Source organism: Halomonas sp. Y3, from assembly GCF_024137965.1.
Lineage (GTDB): Bacteria > Pseudomonadota > Gammaproteobacteria > Pseudomonadales > Halomonadaceae > Halomonas > Halomonas mongoliensis.
Window position 1 is genome coordinate 238558 of sequence record NZ_CP099975.1, and the last position, 16961, is coordinate 255518.

Annotated in this window: 19 protein-coding genes and 3 tRNA genes; 16 read left to right on the forward strand and 6 right to left on the reverse strand. The window is 68.0% G+C overall.

The annotated features are described in order from the left end of the window. Positions 1-4: 4 nt before the first annotated feature. Entirely contained in the window at positions 5-700 is a 696-nt protein-coding gene (locus tag NHL60_RS01170) for a type 1 glutamine amidotransferase (protein WP_253447897.1), read from the reverse strand. Positions 701-745: 45 nt separating this feature from the next. On the opposite strand from NHL60_RS01170, the gene NHL60_RS01175 reads away from it, so the two are divergent. Then, complete coding sequence (locus tag NHL60_RS01175; RefSeq protein WP_253447899.1) at positions 746-1039, forward strand: MGMT family protein; 294 nt, start codon at positions 746-748, stop codon at positions 1037-1039. A 25-nt stretch (positions 1040-1064) separates the two neighbouring features. Beyond that, positions 1065-1643, forward strand: a complete 579-nt coding sequence (locus NHL60_RS01180) for a YjaG family protein (protein WP_253447902.1) — start codon at positions 1065-1067, stop codon at positions 1641-1643. Positions 1644-1649: 6 nt separating this feature from the next. Here NHL60_RS01180 and NHL60_RS01185 read toward each other — a convergent pair whose 3' ends face one another. From NHL60_RS01185 to hisB, 5 genes are all read right to left on the reverse strand, one after another. Next, positions 1650-2177, reverse strand: a complete 528-nt coding sequence (locus tag NHL60_RS01185; RefSeq protein WP_253447905.1) for a hypothetical protein — start codon at positions 2175-2177, stop codon at positions 1650-1652. Positions 2178-2197: 20 nt separating this feature from the next. Continuing rightward, a complete protein-coding gene (gene hisF, locus NHL60_RS01190) occupies positions 2198-2971 on the reverse strand; it encodes an imidazole glycerol phosphate synthase subunit HisF (protein ID WP_253447908.1) in 774 nt (257 codons plus the stop codon). A gap of 1 nt (position 2972) precedes the next feature. Beyond that, positions 2973-3722 carry a 1-(5-phosphoribosyl)-5-[(5-phosphoribosylamino)methylideneamino]imidazole-4-carboxamide isomerase gene (gene hisA / locus NHL60_RS01195; RefSeq protein ID WP_253447911.1) on the reverse strand — a complete coding sequence of 250 codons (750 nt, stop codon included), beginning with the start codon at positions 3720-3722 and terminating at the stop codon, positions 2973-2975. A gap of 110 nt (positions 3723-3832) precedes the next feature. Next, the gene (hisH, locus tag NHL60_RS01200) at positions 3833-4474 is read right to left on the reverse strand and encodes an imidazole glycerol phosphate synthase subunit HisH (RefSeq protein ID WP_253447914.1); all 642 of its coding nucleotides are present in this window, start codon (positions 4472-4474) and stop codon (positions 3833-3835) included. 40 nt (positions 4475-4514) lie between these two features. Further along, entirely contained in the window at positions 4515-5108 is a 594-nt protein-coding gene (gene hisB / locus NHL60_RS01205) for an imidazoleglycerol-phosphate dehydratase HisB (protein ID WP_253447917.1), read from the reverse strand. 192 nt (positions 5109-5300) lie between these two features. Here hisB and NHL60_RS01210 point away from each other — a divergent pair, with 192 nt between their 5' ends. From NHL60_RS01210 to NHL60_RS01275, 14 genes are all read left to right on the forward strand, one after another. Beyond that, positions 5301-5750, forward strand: a complete 450-nt coding sequence (locus NHL60_RS01210) for an acetyl-CoA sensor PanZ family protein (RefSeq protein WP_253447920.1) — start codon at positions 5301-5303, stop codon at positions 5748-5750. Then, a complete protein-coding gene (locus NHL60_RS01215) occupies positions 5747-8098 on the forward strand; it encodes an AsmA family protein (protein WP_253447923.1) in 2352 nt (783 codons plus the stop codon). The genes NHL60_RS01210 and NHL60_RS01215 overlap by 4 nt, the downstream gene beginning before the upstream one ends. A 79-nt stretch (positions 8099-8177) precedes the next feature. Next, positions 8178-9266 (forward strand): A/G-specific adenine glycosylase, encoded by a 1089-nt coding sequence (gene mutY, locus NHL60_RS01220; protein WP_253447926.1) that lies wholly within the window; start codon positions 8178-8180, stop codon positions 9264-9266. Between the two features lie 26 nt (positions 9267-9292). Next, complete coding sequence (locus NHL60_RS01225; RefSeq protein WP_183334210.1) at positions 9293-9565, forward strand: oxidative damage protection protein; 273 nt, start codon at positions 9293-9295, stop codon at positions 9563-9565. 91 nt (positions 9566-9656) lie between these two features. Continuing rightward, a tRNA-Phe gene (locus NHL60_RS01230) sits at positions 9657-9732 on the forward strand. 6 nt (positions 9733-9738) lie between these two features. Further along, positions 9739-9813, forward strand: a tRNA-Gln gene (locus tag NHL60_RS01235). Positions 9814-9909: 96 nt separating this feature from the next. Beyond that, positions 9910-9985: transfer RNA gene (locus tag NHL60_RS01240), tRNA-Thr, on the forward strand. Positions 9986-10123: 138 nt separating this feature from the next. Next, on the forward strand, positions 10124-10990 hold the full coding sequence (locus NHL60_RS01245; RefSeq protein WP_110070726.1) for a ParA family protein: 867 nt from the start codon (positions 10124-10126) through the stop codon (positions 10988-10990). After that, positions 10977-12380 carry a replicative DNA helicase gene (gene dnaB, locus NHL60_RS01250; protein ID WP_253447929.1) on the forward strand — a complete coding sequence of 468 codons (1404 nt, stop codon included), beginning with the start codon at positions 10977-10979 and terminating at the stop codon, positions 12378-12380. The genes NHL60_RS01245 and dnaB overlap by 14 nt, the downstream gene beginning before the upstream one ends. After that, positions 12377-12757, forward strand: a complete 381-nt coding sequence (locus NHL60_RS01255) for a hypothetical protein (protein WP_096654976.1) — start codon at positions 12377-12379, stop codon at positions 12755-12757. Before dnaB ends, NHL60_RS01255 begins: the two co-directional genes overlap by 4 nt. After that, entirely contained in the window at positions 12750-12986 is a 237-nt protein-coding gene (locus NHL60_RS01260) for a hypothetical protein (RefSeq protein WP_096654978.1), read from the forward strand. The genes NHL60_RS01255 and NHL60_RS01260 overlap by 8 nt, the downstream gene beginning before the upstream one ends. 75 nt (positions 12987-13061) lie before the next feature. Further along, complete coding sequence (locus NHL60_RS01265) at positions 13062-14966, forward strand: ParB family protein (protein ID WP_253447932.1); 1905 nt, start codon at positions 13062-13064, stop codon at positions 14964-14966. Further along, positions 14963-15565, forward strand: coding sequence for a DUF2857 domain-containing protein (locus NHL60_RS01270; RefSeq protein WP_096654982.1), 603 nt, complete (start codon positions 14963-14965; stop codon positions 15563-15565). Before NHL60_RS01265 ends, NHL60_RS01270 begins: the two co-directional genes overlap by 4 nt. Then, on the forward strand, positions 15565-16923 hold the full coding sequence (locus NHL60_RS01275; RefSeq protein ID WP_253447934.1) for an STY4528 family pathogenicity island replication protein: 1359 nt from the start codon (positions 15565-15567) through the stop codon (positions 16921-16923). Before NHL60_RS01270 ends, NHL60_RS01275 begins: the two co-directional genes overlap by 1 nt. The last annotated feature ends 38 nt before the right edge of the window (positions 16924-16961 follow it).

Below are 16961 nucleotides of genomic sequence, written 5' to 3' on the forward strand. Positions count from 1 at the left end.
TCGCTCAGGCCGCCAGGGGGCGCAGCCACTGGCTGAGCATGCGGTCGAGCAGCGGCGCCAGCTTCACGAAGCGCTGAGGGTCGGCCAGCAGGGCCTCGTCCGGTTGAGCGTGGGGGCTGTCGGCATGGCCATCGGGCCTGGGGCCGTGCTCGAGCAGGGCGGCCACGCTCTCCGGCGTGGCCTCCAGGTGGCAGAGCAGGCCGATCACGCGGCCACCATCCCAGCTGAAGCCCTGCAGCGGGCTCGCCTCGCTGCCACCCAGCGTCACGGCATCCTCGGGCAGGGCAAAGACATCCCGGTGCCACATGAAGGCCTCGAACTGCTCGGGCAGATCCAGGGGGCTCTCCGCCGCCAGGGTCACCCGGTGCCAGCCGACTTCGGCGCAGCGCCCACGAGCCACCACGGCCCCCAGCGCCTCGGCGATCAGGCGAGCCCCGTAGCCGATGCCCAGCAGCGGCTTATGGCTGTCCAGGGCGCGCTCCACCAGCCGGCGCTCCCGCTTCAGCCAGGGCTGATCGGCAGGATCGAGGGGGCCGGCCGGGCCGTCGAGCAGCACCAGGGCGTCGCAGTCGGCGAGCCGGGGGGGAAGCTCTCCCGCCGCCAGATGGAACACCGTATGGCTATGGCCCATGCTGGAGAGCCAGTCGGCCAGGCGCGCCGGGCCCTGGTGGGGGCTGTGCTGGAGCAGGTGGAGATGCATGGGGAACCTCACCGTCGAAGGAAGTGCCAGGGGGCGCAAGGGTACATGAAGCCGACATGGCGAGAACAGGTGTTCAGCGTAATGGCCGCGATCCCGGCCGGGCGGGTGACCACCTACGGGCGCATCGCCGCCATGGCCGATGGGGTCACCCCGCGGATGGTGGCTCGCGCCCTGCGCGAGCTGCCCGCGGGGCACGGGCTGCCCTGGTATCGGGTGGTGACCGCCTCGCGGAAGCTGGCCGACCACCCCGGCGCGGCGGAACAGCGAGAACGACTGGCGGCGGAGGGCGTGGTGCTGGATGACCGCGGCCGCGTGCCGGTAGAGCGGCTATGGCCGTAAGACAGCGTTATTCAAAGGAGAGTCCATGAGCGGTTTCTACCAGCGCCTGCAGGCCCTCGAGCCGCGTCGCCAGCAGGCCTTCATGGCGGCGCTCTGCGAGCGCCTGCTGCCAAACTATGCCCTCTACGCCCAGACCGCCGATCAGGGCAACCCTCGGGCGCTGCGTGCGATCCTCGACCTGGTGTGGGAGCGACTCTCGGTGAAGGAGGCGAAGATCGATTTTGCCCTCCAGGCCGAGAAGCTGGCCGAGCTGGCGCCAGGCGAGGAGGACGACAGCTTCGGCGCGCGCCGCGCCTCGGAGGCGGTGGCGGCGCTCTCGGCCCTGCTGGATACCCTGCAGGGGGAGGCGCCGGAGGCGGTGCTGGAGGTGAGCCGCGCGTCGCGAGGGGGTGTCAGGGCCTTTATCGAGCTGACCGAGGGCGAGGAGGACGGCGAGCGGCTGGCCGCCCTGGTGCGCGACCACCCGCTGATGGCGGACGAGAACGACTTCCAGGATGCAGTGCTCGAGGCCGTCGAGGGCCCGCTGGGTCGGGATGAGCTCAAGGCGCTGCGCCGCCTGGGGCGCAACGACGGGTTCAGCAACCTCGGGCTCTCACCTGACTAGCCGGGTTCAGAAGCGCCAGCCGGCGGTCACCATCAGGCCGGCGGCACCGAAGATGATCAGGTCCGTCTCCAGGCGCCTCCAGCTGACGCCCACCGTGGGCAGGATGCCCGGGGCCACCTCGTAGCGGTTGAAGGGGATCTTGTCGCGGTACTCGCCGCGATAGCCGTGCAGGATGCCGGCGGAGAGCTTGGCGCGGATGCGGGTGTCGCCGGACTCCCACATGGTGAGCTCGCGGCCCACGTAGAGGTAGTGGGAGTCCTGGTTGAAGGAGTTCTTGAAGCGCGCGAAGCCGGCGAACCAGAGCTCGGGGTTGTGGAGTTCCACCCCGATCAGCCGCTGGTTGTTGGTGTGCTCCGGGTCAGGGCTGAAGTGGTCGGTATAGAGGCTGGTCTGCACCAGCACGCTGTCGAGCTCCATCACCGGCGGCCAGTCGATTCGCTCGCGCCAGCCCTCTGCCGGCTCCTCCGCCAGGGCGGGGAGGGCCGGCAGCAGGAGACCGAGCAGCAGGGCGGCCAGGGCGTTGCGTAGCGGCATCCGGTCGTCTCCCGAGGCGCTCAGAGGCGCATCTCGATGCCGCGCTCGGCCATATAGCGCTTGGCCTCGGGGATGGTGTACTCGCCGAAGTGGAAGATGCTGGCGGCCAGCACCGCATCGGCGCCGCCCTCGAGCACACCCTCCACCAGGTGGTCGAGGTTGCCGACCCCGCCGGAAGCGATCACCGGCACGCCCACCGCATCGGTGATGGCGCGGGTCACGCCCAGGTCGAAGCCGGCCTTGGTGCCGTCGCGGTCCATGCTGGTGAGCAGCAGCTCACCGGCGCCGTACGCCACCATCTTCTTCGCCCACTCCACGGCGTCAAGCCCCGTGGGGCGGCGCCCGCCGTGGGTGAAGATCTCCCAGCGCGGCGTCTCGCCCTCGGCGGAGACCCGCTTGGCGTCGATAGCCACCACGATGCACTGGCTGCCGAAGCGTTCGGCGGCCTCGCGCACGAAATCGGGGTTGGTCACCGCGGCGGTGTTGATGGAGACCTTGTCGGCGCCGGCGTTGAGCATGGTGCGGATGTCATCGCAGGTGCGGATGCCGCCGCCCACGGTGAGGGGAATGAAGACCTCGCCGGCGATGCGCTCCACCATCTCCACGGTGGTGTCACGGTCCTCGTGGCTCGCCGTGATGTCGAGGAAGGTAATCTCGTCGGCGCCCTGCTGGTTGTAGCGCTGGGCGATCTCCACCGGGTCACCGGCGTCGCGAATGCCGATGAAGTTGACGCCCTTGACCACGCGGCCGGCGTCGACGTCGAGGCAGGGGATGATGCGCTTGGCGAGTCCCATCTCAGGCTCCTTTCGCGGCGGTGAGTTCATCGCAGAGCCGCTGCCCTTCGGCGACATCCAGGCTGCCCTCATAGATGGCTCGGCCGGTGATGGCGCCCAGGATGCCGGGCTCGCCGGCGGCCACCAGGGCGCGCAGGTCGTCGAGGTTGGTGACGCCGCCGGAGGCGATCACCGGCAGGCCGCCGTCCCGGGCCAGGGCCGCGGTGGCCTCCACGTTGACGCCGTTCATCATGCCGTCTCGGGCGATATCGGTGTAGACGATGCTGGAGACGCCGTCGTCGGCGAAGCGCTTGGCGAGATCCACGGCCTTCACCTGGGAGACCTCGGCCCAGCCGTCGGTGGCCACGAAGCCGTCATGGGCATCCAGGCCGACGATCACATGGCCCGGGAAGGCGCGGCACATCTCGCCGACGAAGGCGGGCTCCTTGACCGCCTTGGTGCCGATGATCACATAGGAGACGCCGGCGGCCAGGTAGTGCTCGATGGTCTCGGCGGAGCGGATGCCACCGCCGATCTGGATCGGCAGCTCGGGAAAGCGGCGGGCGATGGCGGTGACCGCCTCGCCGTTGACCGGCTTGCCCTCGAAGGCGCCGTTGAGATCCACCAGATGCAGGCGGCGGGCGCCGGCCTTCACCCAGCGCTCGGCCATGGCCACGGGGTCGTCGCCGTAGGTGGTGGCCTCGTCCATGCGGCCCTGCTTCAGGCGCACGCACTGGCCGTCCTTGAGATCGATGGCGGGAATCACCAGCATGTCCAGCTCCTCTTGGGGGCCTCAGCGGGCCCCGGTTGAAAATCGTGGTCGGGCTCAGGGCGCCCAGGTGACCCGGCGCGGCTCAGGGCGCCCAGGTGACCCGGCGCGGCTCAGGGCGCCCAGGTGACAAAGTTCTCGAGCAGCTTGAGGCCGGCCCGGGAGCTCTTCTCCGGGTGGAACTGCACGGCGAAGGTGGCGTCGCGGCCGATGGCCACGTGGGCCTGCACCCGACCATAGTCGGTGGTGCCGAAGACGGTGGCGTCCTCGGCCGCCTCGACGTAGTAGCTGTGTACGAAGTAGAAGTGCTCATCCTGGTCGATATCGGCCCACAGCGGGTGGTCGCGGTGCTGGTGCACCAGATTCCAGCCCATGTGCGGCACCTTGAGTCGCTGGTCGTGGTCGTTGCGCATCTCGGCGGGGAAACGTTTCACCTGGCCGCCGATGAAGCCCAGGCAGTCGATGCCGCCGTTCTCCTCGCTGCGGTCGAGCAGCATCTGCTGGCCCACGCAGATGCCCAGCAGCGGCTTCTCCTGGCGAGCCAGCAGCTCCTCCACCAGGCCGCGCAGCTCGGTCTTCTCGAGCTCGCCCATGCAGTCCCGGATCGCCCCCTGGCCGGGCAGCACCAGACGCGTGGCGCCCAGGATGCGGCGGGGGTCGCGGGTCACCACCACGTTCTCGTGGGTGACGTGCTCCAGGGCCTTGGCAACCGAATGCAGGTTGCCCATTCCGTAGTCGATGACGGCGATGGTCATGGGGCGCTTCTCCTGGCGGCGTGGGGCTTGGGGTTCAGGTTCACAGGCAGCCCTTGGTGGAGGGCATCTGGCCGGCCATGCGGGGGTCCTCTTCCAGGGCCATGCGCAGGGCGCGGCCGAAGGCCTTGAAGATGGTTTCCGCCTGGTGGTGGGCATTGAAGCCCTTCAGGTTGTCGATATGCAGGGTGACCATGCCGTGGTTGACGAAGCCCTGGAAGAACTCCCAGAAGAGCTGGGTGTCTAGGCGGCCGATGGCGGCACGGGTGAACTCCACGTCCATGAACAGGCCGGGGCGGCCGGAGAAGTCCACCACCACTCGGGAGAGCGCCTCGTCCAGGGGCACATAGGCGTGGCCGTAGCGGCGGATGCCGCGCTTGTCGCCCACCGCCCGGGCGAAGGCCTGCCCCAGGGTGATGCCCAGGTCTTCGACGGTGTGGTGGTCGTCGATATGCAGGTCGCCCTCGGCCTTGATGTCGAGGTCGATCAGGCCGTGGCGGGCCACCTGGTCGAGCATGTGATCGAGGAAGGGCACGCCGGTCTCGCAGGCCAGCTTGCCGGTGCCATCGAGGTTGACGGTGACGGTGATCCGGGTCTCCTGGGTGTCACGGCTGACCGTGGCGATACGCTCGGACATTGAGGCTTCTCCAGCGCCTGGGCGCGTGTCGAGGCGGGCCGCTGGAGCAGCGACCCGCATAAACGGGGGTGGCGGCGGGCCTCACCCGCGGCCGCAAAACAGCCATTATAGAGAATCGCCGACCCCATCCGCTACAATGCCCCCCAATGCGCGGCGGCGACCCTCGCCGCCCCGGCCCAGGGAGACCCATCTATGCCGGTGACTCTTCACCCCGTCGACCGAGCCGCCTGGGAAGCGGACGCCCAGGCGCGGCTCGACCTGTCCCGTATCTATGCCGATGCCCCCCCCGAGCGTCTGCCCGCTTCGGCGGACGCCTTTATCGAGGAGCATCTGGGGGAGGGCGGCTGTTTCCTCTGCGCGCGCTTCAACGACCGCCTGATCGGCGCCGTGGCCCAGCGGGATGACGGTGAGGCCTGGTGGCTATCGCACTTCTGCATTCGCAAGCCGACCCGGCGCCGCGGCGTTGGCACCCGGCTGCTGACCCTGGTGGGGCAGTCGGCCCATGGGGCGGGCAGGCCGCTGCGTGCCGAGCTGGATCAGCTGCGTATGGCCGACCAGGTGCTGCTGGTGCGCCTGGGCTACCGGCTCGAGCAGCGCGATGGCTTCCATGAGCTGCACCTGCCCGAGGAGTGTCAGCGATGAAGCGTGTGCTGAGTACCCTGCTGGCCGCCATCGGCATCCTTGCCGTGCTGGCCGTGGCCGCCGTGGTCTATGTCACCACCTTCTTCGACCCCGAGGATCTCAAGCCGCGACTGATCGAGGTGGTGCGCGAGCAGAGCGGCCTGGAGCTGGCGCTGGAGGGCCCCCTGACCTGGTCCTTCTACCCGCGGCTAGGCGTCGGGGTCGAGAAGGCCGATGCCTGGCTGCCCGACCAGGCGGTGAGCGAAGAGGCCTCTTTCGTGGCCTTTCGCCGTGCCGAGGTGAGCCTGGCCTTCGCCCCCCTGCTGCGGGGTGAGGTCGCCATCGATGGCATGACCCTGGAGGGCATGCGCCTGAACCTCGAGCGCGACGAGACGGGCCGTGGCAACTGGGAAACCCTGATGGAGCGCCTGGCCGAGCGCAGCGAGGCCGCCGAGGAGGTGCTGGCCCCGGCCAGCGCCACGACCGGGCCGGTGCCGGATGTCCAGAGTGGCCTGCGGGTGGCGCTCAATATCGCCAGCGTACAGGTGCGCGATGGGGAGGTGAGCTATCGGGACCTGGGGGCAGACCAGGAGCTGCGCCTGGAGAACCTGGCGGTGACCGGCAGCAACGTCAATCCGCGTAACGCCTTCCCGCTGCGCGCCAGCTTCCGCCTGGTCCGCTACGACGACCTGGAGTGGCAGGCCGAGGAGTTGCCCCCGCGCCTGGCCAGCGATGTCACCCTCGAGGGGCGGGCCACCCTGGGCCTGGCAGAGCGCCGCTACCTGCTCGACGGGCTCTCCCTGACCACGGCCAGCCGGCTGGCGGCAGTGGAGGGGGAGCAGAAGCTGAACCTGCAGGGCAGCCAGCTGCGCCTGGACGCCCTGGAGCGCCGCCTGCACCTCGAGGACGGTCGCCTGGAGTCCACGCTGCGCCATCCGGCGCTGGGCAGCGCGCCGCTGCCGCTCTCCATGACCTTCGCCCTGGAGGCCGACCTTCAGGAAGAGACCGCCCGCCTGCGCGACCTCGAGCTGAGCGGCGAACATGGCCTGAGGCTGAGCGGCAACCTCAATGTCAGTCAGCTGCTGGAGGCCCCCGCCTATGATGGCCAGGTGCGCCTGGCCCCCTTCTCGCTGCGCCCCTGGCTCGACCGGTTCGACAGTCTGCCGACGACCGCCGACGCCGAGGCGCTCACCGACGTGGCGCTGACCAGCTCCCTGCAGGGTGATCTGTCGCGGCTCGAGCTGCCTGGCCTGACCCTGATCCTGGACGGCAGCACCTTTACCGGGCGCTTGGCGGCGGGTCTGGACGGCCATGCCCTCGACTTCGACCTGCAGGGGGACCGCCTGGACCTGGACGCCTACCTGCCGTCGACACCGCCCGCCGACGCGCGCGCCTCCACCGGCTTGCCCACCATTGCCAGGGCCCATGCCCAGGAGCCGGGCAACCTGGTGCCGGCGGAGTGGCTCGCCGAGCTGGCGCTGAGGGGCGAGTTGCGGCTGGGCTTGCTGGGGCTCGGAGGGCTCGAGTTCCGCGACGTCGACCTGGCCCTGGAGGGGGGCGACGGCCGCCAGCGCCTCAGTCGCTTCGAGGCCGGCTTCTACGAGGGCAGCCTGGCCGCCAGCGGCGAGCTTGACCTGACCCGCGACCCGATCCGCTGGCAGCTCGAGCCGCGCATCGAGCGGGTGCGTGCCGATGAGCTGCTCGAGGCGCTGGGCGACGAGAAGGCCCCGCTGCGCGGGCGCTTCTCCGCCCAGGGTGAGCTGACCACCCGGGGTAATACCTGGCCCGCGCTCAAGCGCCATCTCGATGGCCGCGTCGAGTCTCGTATCGACGACGGCGCCATTTTTGACGTCAACGTCTCCCGGGAGCTGTGCACCGCGGTGGCGGCCCTGGAGGGGCGCGAGACCACCCGCGACTGGCATCCGGATACCCGCTTCGATGAGGCCGGCGCCACCTTCGTCATCCGCGACGGCACCGCCAGCAGCGATGACCTGCTGATCACCCTGCCCGGTATCGAGATGGGCGGCGAGGGCTGGCTCGACCTCACCAGCGAGCGCTTCGAGCTGCGTGCCGCGGCCCGCTTCGTGGATACCGCCGATGCGGCCTGCCGGGTCAACCCGCGGCTCGAGCGGCTTCCCTTCCCGGTGCGCTGCGAGGGGAGCCTCTCCGGCGAGCGCAGCGAGTGGTGCCGCTTCGACCGCGCGGCCTTCCAGTCCGCCATCGGCGAGGCGCTGCGCGACGAGCTGGGAAGCCGGGCCGGCGAGGAGCTGGAGCGTCGCCTCGAGGGCACCCTTGAGCGCCTCGATGAGCGGGTCGGCGAGGGTGCCGGCCGGGAACTCCGCGACGCCCTGCGCGGTCTCTTGAATTGAGCAACGTCAGTCCCTGCGCCGGCATCCCTGTCGGCGCTTTTTTATGCCCGTCCGCTTTTCCACACAGGAGGGAGCCCCGATGACGGAAGCACCAGCCCCGGTGCTGCCCGCCGCCGCTTTCCAGCGGCGCCTGCTGGAGTGGTTCGACGACCACGGCCGCCACGACCTGCCCTGGCAGCAGGCGCGCACCCCCTATCGGGTGTGGGTCTCGGAGATCATGCTGCAACAGACCCAGGTCACCACCGTGATCCCCTACTTCGAGCGCTTTATGGCTCGGTTTCCTGATGTTGCCGCTCTGGCAGAAGCAGAGCAGGACGAGGTGCTGCACCTCTGGACGGGGCTCGGCTACTACGCCCGGGGGCGCAACCTGCACAAGGCGGCCGGCGTGATCCTCGACGCGCATGGCGGCGAGTTCCCCATGGAGATCGAGGCGCTGGCCGCGCTGCCCGGCATCGGCCGCTCCACTGCGGGGGCCATCATCGCCCAGAGCAGCGGGCGCCGGGCGGTGATCCTCGACGGCAACGTCAAGCGCAGCCTGGCCCGCCTGCATGCGGTGGAGGGCTGGCCCGGCCGCCCGGCGGTGGAGCGTCGCCTGTGGGCGCTGGCCGAGCACTACACGCCCGATGAGCGCCTGGTCGACTATACCCAGGCGATGATGGACCTGGGGGCCACGCTATGCCGCCGAGGCACCCCGGCGTGCGGGCGCTGTCCCTTCGCGGACGTCTGCGTGGCCCACGCCCGCGGCGAGGAGCGCCGCTTCCCCGAGTCGAAGCCGAGCAAGGCGCTACCCACCCGGACCACTCGCATGCTGCTGCTGCGCGATGCCCGGGGGAGGGTGCTGCTCGAACGGCGGCCGGCCAGTGGCCTCTGGGGCGGGCTCTGGAGCCTGCCCCAGTTCGACGACCAGGCGGCGCTTCAGGCCTGGCTCGATACCCAGGCCCCGGGCAGCCGGCTGGAGGCCTCGCAAACGCCCTTCACCCACGTCTTTAGCCATTTCCGCCTGGAGATCACCCCGCAGCCGGCGAGGATCGGCGCCCTGGATTCGGTGGGCGAGGCCCGGCGCTGGTACGATCCACAGGATCCCGACAGCATCGGCCTGGCGGCGCCGGTCAAGGCCCTGCTGGACTCGCTGTCGCCCTTTTCGCTCACTGCACCGGCGGGCCCCTGATCCCCGGTCCACACGAGGAGAGTCCCATGAGCCAGACCGTCTTCTGTCGCAAGTACCAGCAAGAGCTCGAGGCCCTGCCGTTTCCGCCCCTGCCCGGCAAGAAGGGGCAGGAGATCCAGGCCAGCGTGTCGAGGCAGGCCTGGGAGGAGTGGCAGGCACTGCAGACCCGCCTGATCAACGAGAAGCACCTCAACATGCTCGAGCCGTCGGCCCGGGAGTACCTGATGGAGCAGATGGAGCGCTTCCTGGACAACCGCGAGACCGACCAGGCGGAGGGCTACGTGCCGCGGGAGAGCTGAGCCTTGCCCCGGTCCGGCGGCGGCCATCGTTTTGAAACGGAAGGGGTTGACGCGGAAAGTCGGTTGGGGTTTAATACGCACCGTTGGCAGCGGCCAGATAGCTCAGTTGGTAGAGCAGGGGATTGAAAATCCCCGTGTCGGCGGTTCGATTCCGTCTCTGGCCACCACACTGCTGGGGTATCGCCAAGTGGTAAGGCACCGGTTTTTGGTATCGGCATTCCCAGGTTCGAATCCTGGTACCCCAGCCATCGCCAACCTCGATTCCGAAAGACCGTGAACGTGGGTTCACGGTCTTTCTCGCTCAGAGGATGCTCATCCTCCACGCGAGCCCATCGCGTCGCATTGCCGGCATAGCTCAGTTGGTAGAGCAACTGACTTGTAATCAGTAGGTCCCGGGTTCGACTCCTGGTGCCGGCACCATCAAACAGTACGCGAAATCAGCAGCTTACGAGCAAGAGTGGAACCCCCGCCTGGCGTGTCAGTAGACCTGACAGCTTCGTGAAATAGAGACAGATCATCAGCCTCACACTTGTTTCCATCTGGAACCGAGGTGAGGTTATGCGCGTTGTATCCGTTATTTCGACCAAGGGCGGGGTCGGCAAGACCACCGTCACTGCCAATCTGGGCGGCCTCCTGGCCGATGCGGGCCTCAGGGTCCTGTTCATCGACCTGGACAGTCAGCCGACGCTCTCCAGTTACTACCCCCTCCGCACCGAAGCCCCCGGCGGCACCTATGAGCTGATCGCGCTTAGCGACACGGCTCCCGACCGCGTCATATCGCAGACGGCCCATCCCAATCTGGATGTAGTGATCTCCAACGATCATGCCGGCCAGCTTCCTCAGCTGCTGCTCAACGCCCCGGACGGCCGTTTCCGGCTTGCCCAGCTGCTCTCCAATCTGTCGGGCTATGACCTCATCCTGATCGACACCCAGGGGGCGCGCTCCATCACGCTGGAGATGGCGGTCCTGGCTTCCGATCACGCTCTCTCTCCCATCACTCCCGAGCTGCTCTCTGCCCGTGAGTTCGTGCGTGGCACCGTTGGCCTGCTGCGCGATCTCGAGGCGCTCAGCCAGTTCACCCACCTCTCCGTTCCCCCCGTTTCCGTACTCGTGAATCGCCTGGATGAAACCGCCGATGCGCGGGGCATCCACCAGACGCTGGCAGAGATGTTCGCCGCCGGCGAGCAGGGCGTCACCGTCATGCAGAGCACCATCCGCGCCGGTGTCGCCTTCCGACAGGCGGCCAGCGCGGGGTTGCCGGCTCACCAGTTCGAGCCGCGCAAGCCCGCCGGCCGCAAGTCGCCCGCCGCTGCCGACCAGGTCAAGACGATGGCCTGTGAGCTCAACCCCGACTGGCAGCCGCTGATCGACGCCATGGTCAGCACCACCGCCATGCAGGGAGGCTGCCACGATGAGTGCCATTGAGAACCTGGTCGAGCTTCGGGTGGCCGAGGAGCGCCTGGAAGCCGGTTATCTGCCTCCCCACAGCCTGGAGGCAGAGCAGTCGGTGCTGGGTGGGCTGCTGCTGGATAACGCCATGTGGGACGAGGTCGCCGACCGCCTGGCCCCTGTCATGTTCTATCAGCAGGCCCACCGCCTGGTGTTTCAGGCGATCCGGGAGCTGGCAGATCGCGACCAGCCGATGGATGTGGTGACCGTCTCCGAAGCGCTGGAGGAAGCCCACCAGCTGGAGCAGGTGGGAGGGCTCGCGTTTCTGGCTGAGCTGGCCCGCAATACGCCCAGCGCGGCCAATGTGGCGGCCTATGCCGAGATCGTGAAGGACCGCCATGCGCTGCGGCAGCTGATCCACACCTGCTTCACGCTGAACCAGCAGGCCCTGAACGCTCAGGGCCGCACGGCCGCCGAGCTGATCGAGGAGGCCGAGCAGAAGCTCTTCGCCCTGACGGAGGAGCGCCACGACCGGCTGAGCTCCATGAAGGAGATGCTGGGGGAGGCCATCAACGTCATCGATCAGGCCTTCAATGCGCAGGGTGGGGTGACGGGGATCCCGAGCGGCCTGAGCGAGCTGGACGCCATGACCGCGGGCTGGCAGCCGGGGGATCTCATCATCCTGGCCGGCCGCCCCTCCATGGGCAAGACCGCCATGGGGCTCGGCTTTGCGGAGCATGCCCTGATGGCAGAGGAGGCTGCCGGTCCGGTCTTTATCTTCTCCCTGGAGATGCCCGAGTCGCAGCTGATGCTGCGGCTGATCTCCAGCCTGGGCAATGTCTCCCTGCAGAAGCTGCGCACCGGAAAGATGGAAGACGGGGATTGGCCCAAGGTAACCGCCGCGGTCAGTCGGCTCACCCAGCTGGACGGGAAGCTCTTGATCGATGATGCCTCGGGAATCACCGCTTCCAGCCTGAAGGCCCGCGCTCGCCGCATGACCCGCCGCTTCGGGCGCCCCTCCATGATCCTGGTGGACTACCTGCAGCTGCTTCAGGAGCCGGGCAGCGAAAACCGCACCCTCGAGGTGGGCAAGGTCAGCCGCATCCTCAAGGAAACCGCCAAGGAGCTGCGCACCCCGGTGATTGCCCTGTCGCAGCTCAACCGCTCCTTGGAGACCCGCCCCAACAAGCGCCCCTGCATGGCCGACCTACGTGACAGTGGCGCGCTGGAGCAGGATGCCGACGTCATCGCCTTCATCTACCGCGACGAGGTCTACCACCCCGACAACGAAGACAGCCACGGCCTGGCCGAGTTGATCCTGGGCAAGCAGCGCAATGGGCCCACCGGCACCGTGCACCTGGCGTTCCAGGGGGAGTCGGCGCGCTTCAAGCCGTTGGCCTGGCAGCATCAGGAGGTGACCCCATGAGCCAGTATCGCGTGCGCACACCCGAACCCCGTTCCCGGCTTTCTCAGGCGTTGGCTCAGGTCATGAACGAGACTCGCCAGCGTCAGCTTGAGGCTGAGCAGCAGGGGCTCTCATCTCTCGAGCATCTGATCTGCGTGGCTCAGGGACACAGCGGCCAGTCCCATCACCTGCGCCGCCTACTCCTCGCGCTCTACAACGGCGACAGCTGGCCTTTCGAGATGCAGCGGCTGCGCGGGCTCGACCCTGCCCTGCAGGCAGATGCCCTCGCGGTGATCCAGATGGCCACCTACAGCGGCCACGAGATCCACACCTTCATCGAGGGTGGTGATGCCTTGCTGAAACGCTTCTGGGAGATCGAGGAGGCCAAGGATGAGTAAGTCGCTGTCGGCAGCACGAGGGTGCAAGGGGATGCAGCGTCTGGTGCGCTATGCCGCCACCCGGGGGTGGGAGGTGCAGCGTACCAGCGGTGGGCACCTGCGGTTCAGCAAGCCGGGTTGTGCGCCGGTCTTCACCTCCTTTACCACCAAGGACCGCCGCGCCGAGCTCAATGCACGCTCCCAGCTGCGCCGCGCGGAGGGGCAGCAGAGGGGCCGCCATGAAGAGTGATTCCACTGTCATCAGCACCCAGGCGCCGCATGGCGGTGCCGCCTCCGTCCGCTTCGTCACCGAGGAATACCGCCGATGAAACGCCCGAGCGACCAGCAGCTTCGTGAGCGCTTGATGCAGCCCAGCCCCAAGCGTCAGGGGCAGCCCGTGGATGCCATGACACCGCCCGACCAGGAGATGGCCGTCTGGGTCACCCTGGACATGCTCAAGCCCTACGAGCACAACCCCCGGCAGGTCCAGAACCCCAAGTACGAGGAGATCAAGGCGTCGATCCGTGCCGCGGGCCTCAAGCACAAGCCCCCGGTCACCCAGCGGCCGGGCGAGAAGCACTACACCATCTGCGACGGTGGCAATACCCGCCTGCAGATCCTGCGCGAGCTCTATGAAGAGACCGGTGAGTCGCGCTTCCACGCCTTCTATGCCCTGTACCGACCCTGGCAGTCGGAAGTGAAGATGCTGACGGGGCACCTCAGCGAGAACGACAACCGCGGCCAGCTGCTCTGGATCGAGCGCGCCAAGGGTGTGGTGGACGCCAAGGCAATGTATGAGGAGGAGAGCGGCAACACGCTCTCGCAGCGCGAGCTGGTCAAGCGCCTGGCCGAGGATGGCTACCAGGTCGCCCAGAGCCATATCAGCAGGATGCTCTATACCGTCGAGCACCTGCTGCCCACCCTGCCCAACAGCCTCTACAGCGGGCTTGGCCGCTCTCAGGTCGAGCAGTTGATCAGCTACCGGGAAGCCTGCCGGCTGCTCTGGGAGCGCTGCACCGAAGAGGTCGCGCCCGAGGGTTTTGGCGAGGCCTGGCACCAGACCATGGCCTGGTTCGATGACGAGGGCCAGACCGAGATGAACTGGAGCATCGTGGTGGATCGGCTGTGCGGCATGCTGTCGGACCATACCGGCGTGCACTTCAACGTCTGCGAGCTGACCCTCGATAACATCGTCACCTACCGCAAGCGCCGCTGGGACCTGGAAGAGCATCAGGCTTTTGAGGCCCTGGACGTGGAGCTGCAGCAGATGCGCGACCCCAACGCCCAGCCGCCCTCGCTCTATCCGCCGCTGCCCGAGCCCGCCACGGGCGGTGCGCCGGTGGTGAAGGTACCCGCTTCAGATCCTGGCCGTGAACCTCAATCTCAGCCGCAGACCGACCCTCAGGCCGAGCAGCTGCCGTCGCCTCGGACCCTTAGCCGAGACGCGCCTACCGACGATGAGAGGGCAGAGAGCGCCGAGCTGCTTCGGCTGCGTGAGCAGGTTGCCGCTCTGGAGCGCGAAAAACAGCAGCTGAGCGAGTCACCGTCTCCCTCGGTGTCGGTATTCAGCGAGCCGGCATCGGAGGCTGACCCAGTGCCCATGGCGGCACCCGCAGAGGAGGCGGATGACTGGCCAGAGGGTGCAGCGCGGACGGAGGCCGAGCGGGCTGCCCGCCTCGAGGGGCTGACCCAGTCCCGCTGGGAAGAGACTCCAGGGAAGCGCGGCTACCGTCACCATCTGGCCAGCGAGCTCGGCGTGCCCAGCTTCGACTTCGAGCAGCTGGCTCCCCTGGCGGCACCGGTGCTCTCCGGTGAGACCACCCCGCCCATTGCCGACGTCTGGTTTATCGAAGGCGTCGAGGATGAGCCTCGCTCACTGCGTATTCGTATCCGTGAACTGGTGCAGGTCATCGCTCGCTGGGGCGGCTTCGGCGGCAGCGACGTGGTGATCGCCGATGACGACGGCATCGGCTTCGACCTCAACCCACTGCCCGAGGCGGCCGACCGCCGTGCCCGCTTCGCCTGGCAGGCGCTGGCCAGCCTGCGCGGCGAGCTCAATCCCGAGTACCCCGCCGATGCCACCCTGTGGGGAGCGCTGCTGGGCACCCATCGGGAAGAGGGCGCTGAGAACGCCTGGGACGATGCGGTACTGCTTCGTTTCTTCCGTCTGGTGCGGCTGATTCGCCGCCTTCGTGAACACCTGCAGGGACAACAGGAGGCCCAGTCATGAGCTCTTCATCCGCCAACCTGAATCAGGCGCTGCTCAGCCAGGTCATGGGGTTTCTTCGTGAGGGCAACATGCGCCGTGCGCTGGCCCTCGGCTTCAGTGAGGATGAGCTGCGCACCCTGCGGCGACTGAGAGCGAGCGATATCGACTCGCTGGCCTGCGCAGGACCGGTGGTAGCGCGCTTCTCGGTGGATCACGCCGCACTGCGCGGCGTCCTGGCGCGCATCGATCGTGACCAGGACCGTGAGACCTTGATCGACCGCTGCCTGAGGCTGGGGGCCAGCGTCAGCATGATGGGCGCCTTCTTCGGCCTGACCGGCAACGACTGCTCGACGCGCCGTCAGCTGTTGGGCATCGCGCCGCGCCAGGGGCGGCTGGCGATGCCGCCGGAGCAGGCTGAGCACGATGCCTGGGAGCGCTGGCAGCATATCGCCCTGGACCCCAAAGCGACCGATGACCTGCAGGGTATGGTGACCCTCGCCGAGGAGACCGATATCCCGCTGGCGGTGGTGTGGCACCTGGTCAAGCAGTGGGTCGACCCCGGCCAGCCGCGCACGGCGCCGCCGGCCGAAGAGTGGGCGTCACCTGAAGGAGAGCGGTGATGGTGCAGCTTCGTGATGCCACTCGGAAGGGGCTGGATCGCCTGATTGGCCAGGCGGCTTCCGAGCTGACCCAGCGCCGGGGCGAGTCCCCGGCGTCCTCCGTTGTGAACGGTGAGGTTGGGCAGTCTGGAGAAGCCGCATCCTCGGGCCTCGATGGCCTGCTGTTCTTCGGGAACCCCCATGAGACCGTGCCGCGGTCGTTGCTGCTGGATCCGCGCCTCGGGCACGTTGACAAGCTTGGCTGGCAGATGATGCGCATGCTGGTCAATCCGGACCGAACCACCGCGGTGCCGACCTACGACGAACTGCAGCCCTTGCTGCGGGGGGCGCCGGGCCAGAAGGCGTCGCGGGCCACGGTCGCCCGGGTTATCGCTGTGCTTCGCCTGACCCGCTGGGTCAGCCTCGGGCACCGGGCGCGCAACGCGCAGAACGGCCGAATTATCGGCAACGTCTATATCCTGCACGACGAGCCACTTTCGCCCGCAGAAGCTTCGGTGCTGGATGCCGACTACGTTGAGTATGTGTGTCGCTGCCTTGATCACCAGAACAAGGTGGTCAAGGCCGTCGCTGCCATGGTGCTCGAGGAGCTCCAGGAAGCCGGTGCCCTGCATGAGCTGCCGACGCGTCTCGATACCATGGCCTCTCGCTCCCGGCAGGCCCGGAGCCGGTCGCTTGCCAGGCATGACGCTGCCCAGTTCTCTACCGTGACTGACCAGAAGAACCAGGGCAGGCAGCCGAGTTCTCATCGAGAACCCGGCCGAGTGCATCGAGAGAACTCCCCTGGTTTTCAGAGAGAACCAAGCCTGAAATCAAAGGCTTATCGGGCTGTCGAGGCAGTTCTCGATGAAAACTCGGGCAGTTCTTCCCGTACAGTACGTACTTCACACTGTGTAAAACCTACAGGTACCTCAGCCGTGAACCTGCACTGGCCGGCATGTCTCGCGATGGATGAGAGCGAACGCCAGGCGACTCAGCTGCTGATGGCGGAGCTGGCCGGCGACACCCAGCAGGCGATTCTCGATGAGGCGGCAGGGCGCGTGAGCAGTGGCTCGGTGCGAAACCCCAAGGGCTTCCTGCGAGGGCTGATCAAGCGAGCCATCGGCGGCGAGTTCGTGGCGACCGGCTATGCCCAGGCTCAGGCGAAGCGCCGGGTGGGGAGGGCGCCACAGGGGGCTTCCGCCGCCGCCGAGCGGCCGGCAGCTCGAAGCGTACCGCCGTCCTCCCCCTGGACAGCGGAGCCGCCGATTGCCGAGCCGAGCACCACCTCGCCCGAGGAAGCCCAAGCCGCCCGAGAGCAGTGTCTGCGCTCGCTGGGGTTGTGGCCATCGGCCGGGAAAAACCCACTCAGCGGCCATTAACGATTCCCCTGTCTTCCCCGCATCAACTGATTGACAGT

Bases quoted from the DNA above. Each gene is read 5' to 3' on its own strand.
- NHL60_RS01170 (WP_253447897.1), bottom strand. From the start codon at position 700: ATGCATCTCCACCTGCTCCAGCACAGCCCCCACCAGGGCCCGGCGCGC.
- NHL60_RS01175 (WP_253447899.1), top strand. From the start codon at position 746: ATGAAGCCGACATGGCGAGAACAGGTGTTCAGCGTAATGGCCGCGATC.
- NHL60_RS01180 (WP_253447902.1), top strand. From the start codon at position 1,065: ATGAGCGGTTTCTACCAGCGCCTGCAGGCCCTCGAGCCGCGTCGCCAG.
- NHL60_RS01185 (WP_253447905.1), bottom strand. From the start codon at position 2,177: ATGCCGCTACGCAACGCCCTGGCCGCCCTGCTGCTCGGTCTCCTGCTG.
- hisF (WP_253447908.1), bottom strand. From the start codon at position 2,971: ATGGGACTCGCCAAGCGCATCATCCCCTGCCTCGACGTCGACGCCGGC.
- hisA (WP_253447911.1), bottom strand. From the start codon at position 3,722: ATGCTGGTGATTCCCGCCATCGATCTCAAGGACGGCCAGTGCGTGCGC.
- hisH (WP_253447914.1), bottom strand. From the start codon at position 4,474: ATGACCATCGCCGTCATCGACTACGGAATGGGCAACCTGCATTCGGTT.
- hisB (WP_253447917.1), bottom strand. From the start codon at position 5,108: ATGTCCGAGCGTATCGCCACGGTCAGCCGTGACACCCAGGAGACCCGG.
- NHL60_RS01210 (WP_253447920.1), top strand. From the start codon at position 5,301: ATGCCGGTGACTCTTCACCCCGTCGACCGAGCCGCCTGGGAAGCGGAC.
- NHL60_RS01215 (WP_253447923.1), top strand. From the start codon at position 5,747: ATGAAGCGTGTGCTGAGTACCCTGCTGGCCGCCATCGGCATCCTTGCC.
- mutY (WP_253447926.1), top strand. From the start codon at position 8,178: ATGACGGAAGCACCAGCCCCGGTGCTGCCCGCCGCCGCTTTCCAGCGG.
- NHL60_RS01225 (WP_183334210.1), top strand. From the start codon at position 9,293: ATGAGCCAGACCGTCTTCTGTCGCAAGTACCAGCAAGAGCTCGAGGCC.
- NHL60_RS01245 (WP_110070726.1), top strand. From the start codon at position 10,124: ATGCGCGTTGTATCCGTTATTTCGACCAAGGGCGGGGTCGGCAAGACC.
- dnaB (WP_253447929.1), top strand. From the start codon at position 10,977: ATGAGTGCCATTGAGAACCTGGTCGAGCTTCGGGTGGCCGAGGAGCGC.
- NHL60_RS01255 (WP_096654976.1), top strand. From the start codon at position 12,377: ATGAGCCAGTATCGCGTGCGCACACCCGAACCCCGTTCCCGGCTTTCT.
- NHL60_RS01260 (WP_096654978.1), top strand. From the start codon at position 12,750: ATGAGTAAGTCGCTGTCGGCAGCACGAGGGTGCAAGGGGATGCAGCGT.
- NHL60_RS01265 (WP_253447932.1), top strand. From the start codon at position 13,062: ATGAAACGCCCGAGCGACCAGCAGCTTCGTGAGCGCTTGATGCAGCCC.
- NHL60_RS01270 (WP_096654982.1), top strand. From the start codon at position 14,963: ATGAGCTCTTCATCCGCCAACCTGAATCAGGCGCTGCTCAGCCAGGTC.
- NHL60_RS01275 (WP_253447934.1), top strand. From the start codon at position 15,565: ATGGTGCAGCTTCGTGATGCCACTCGGAAGGGGCTGGATCGCCTGATT.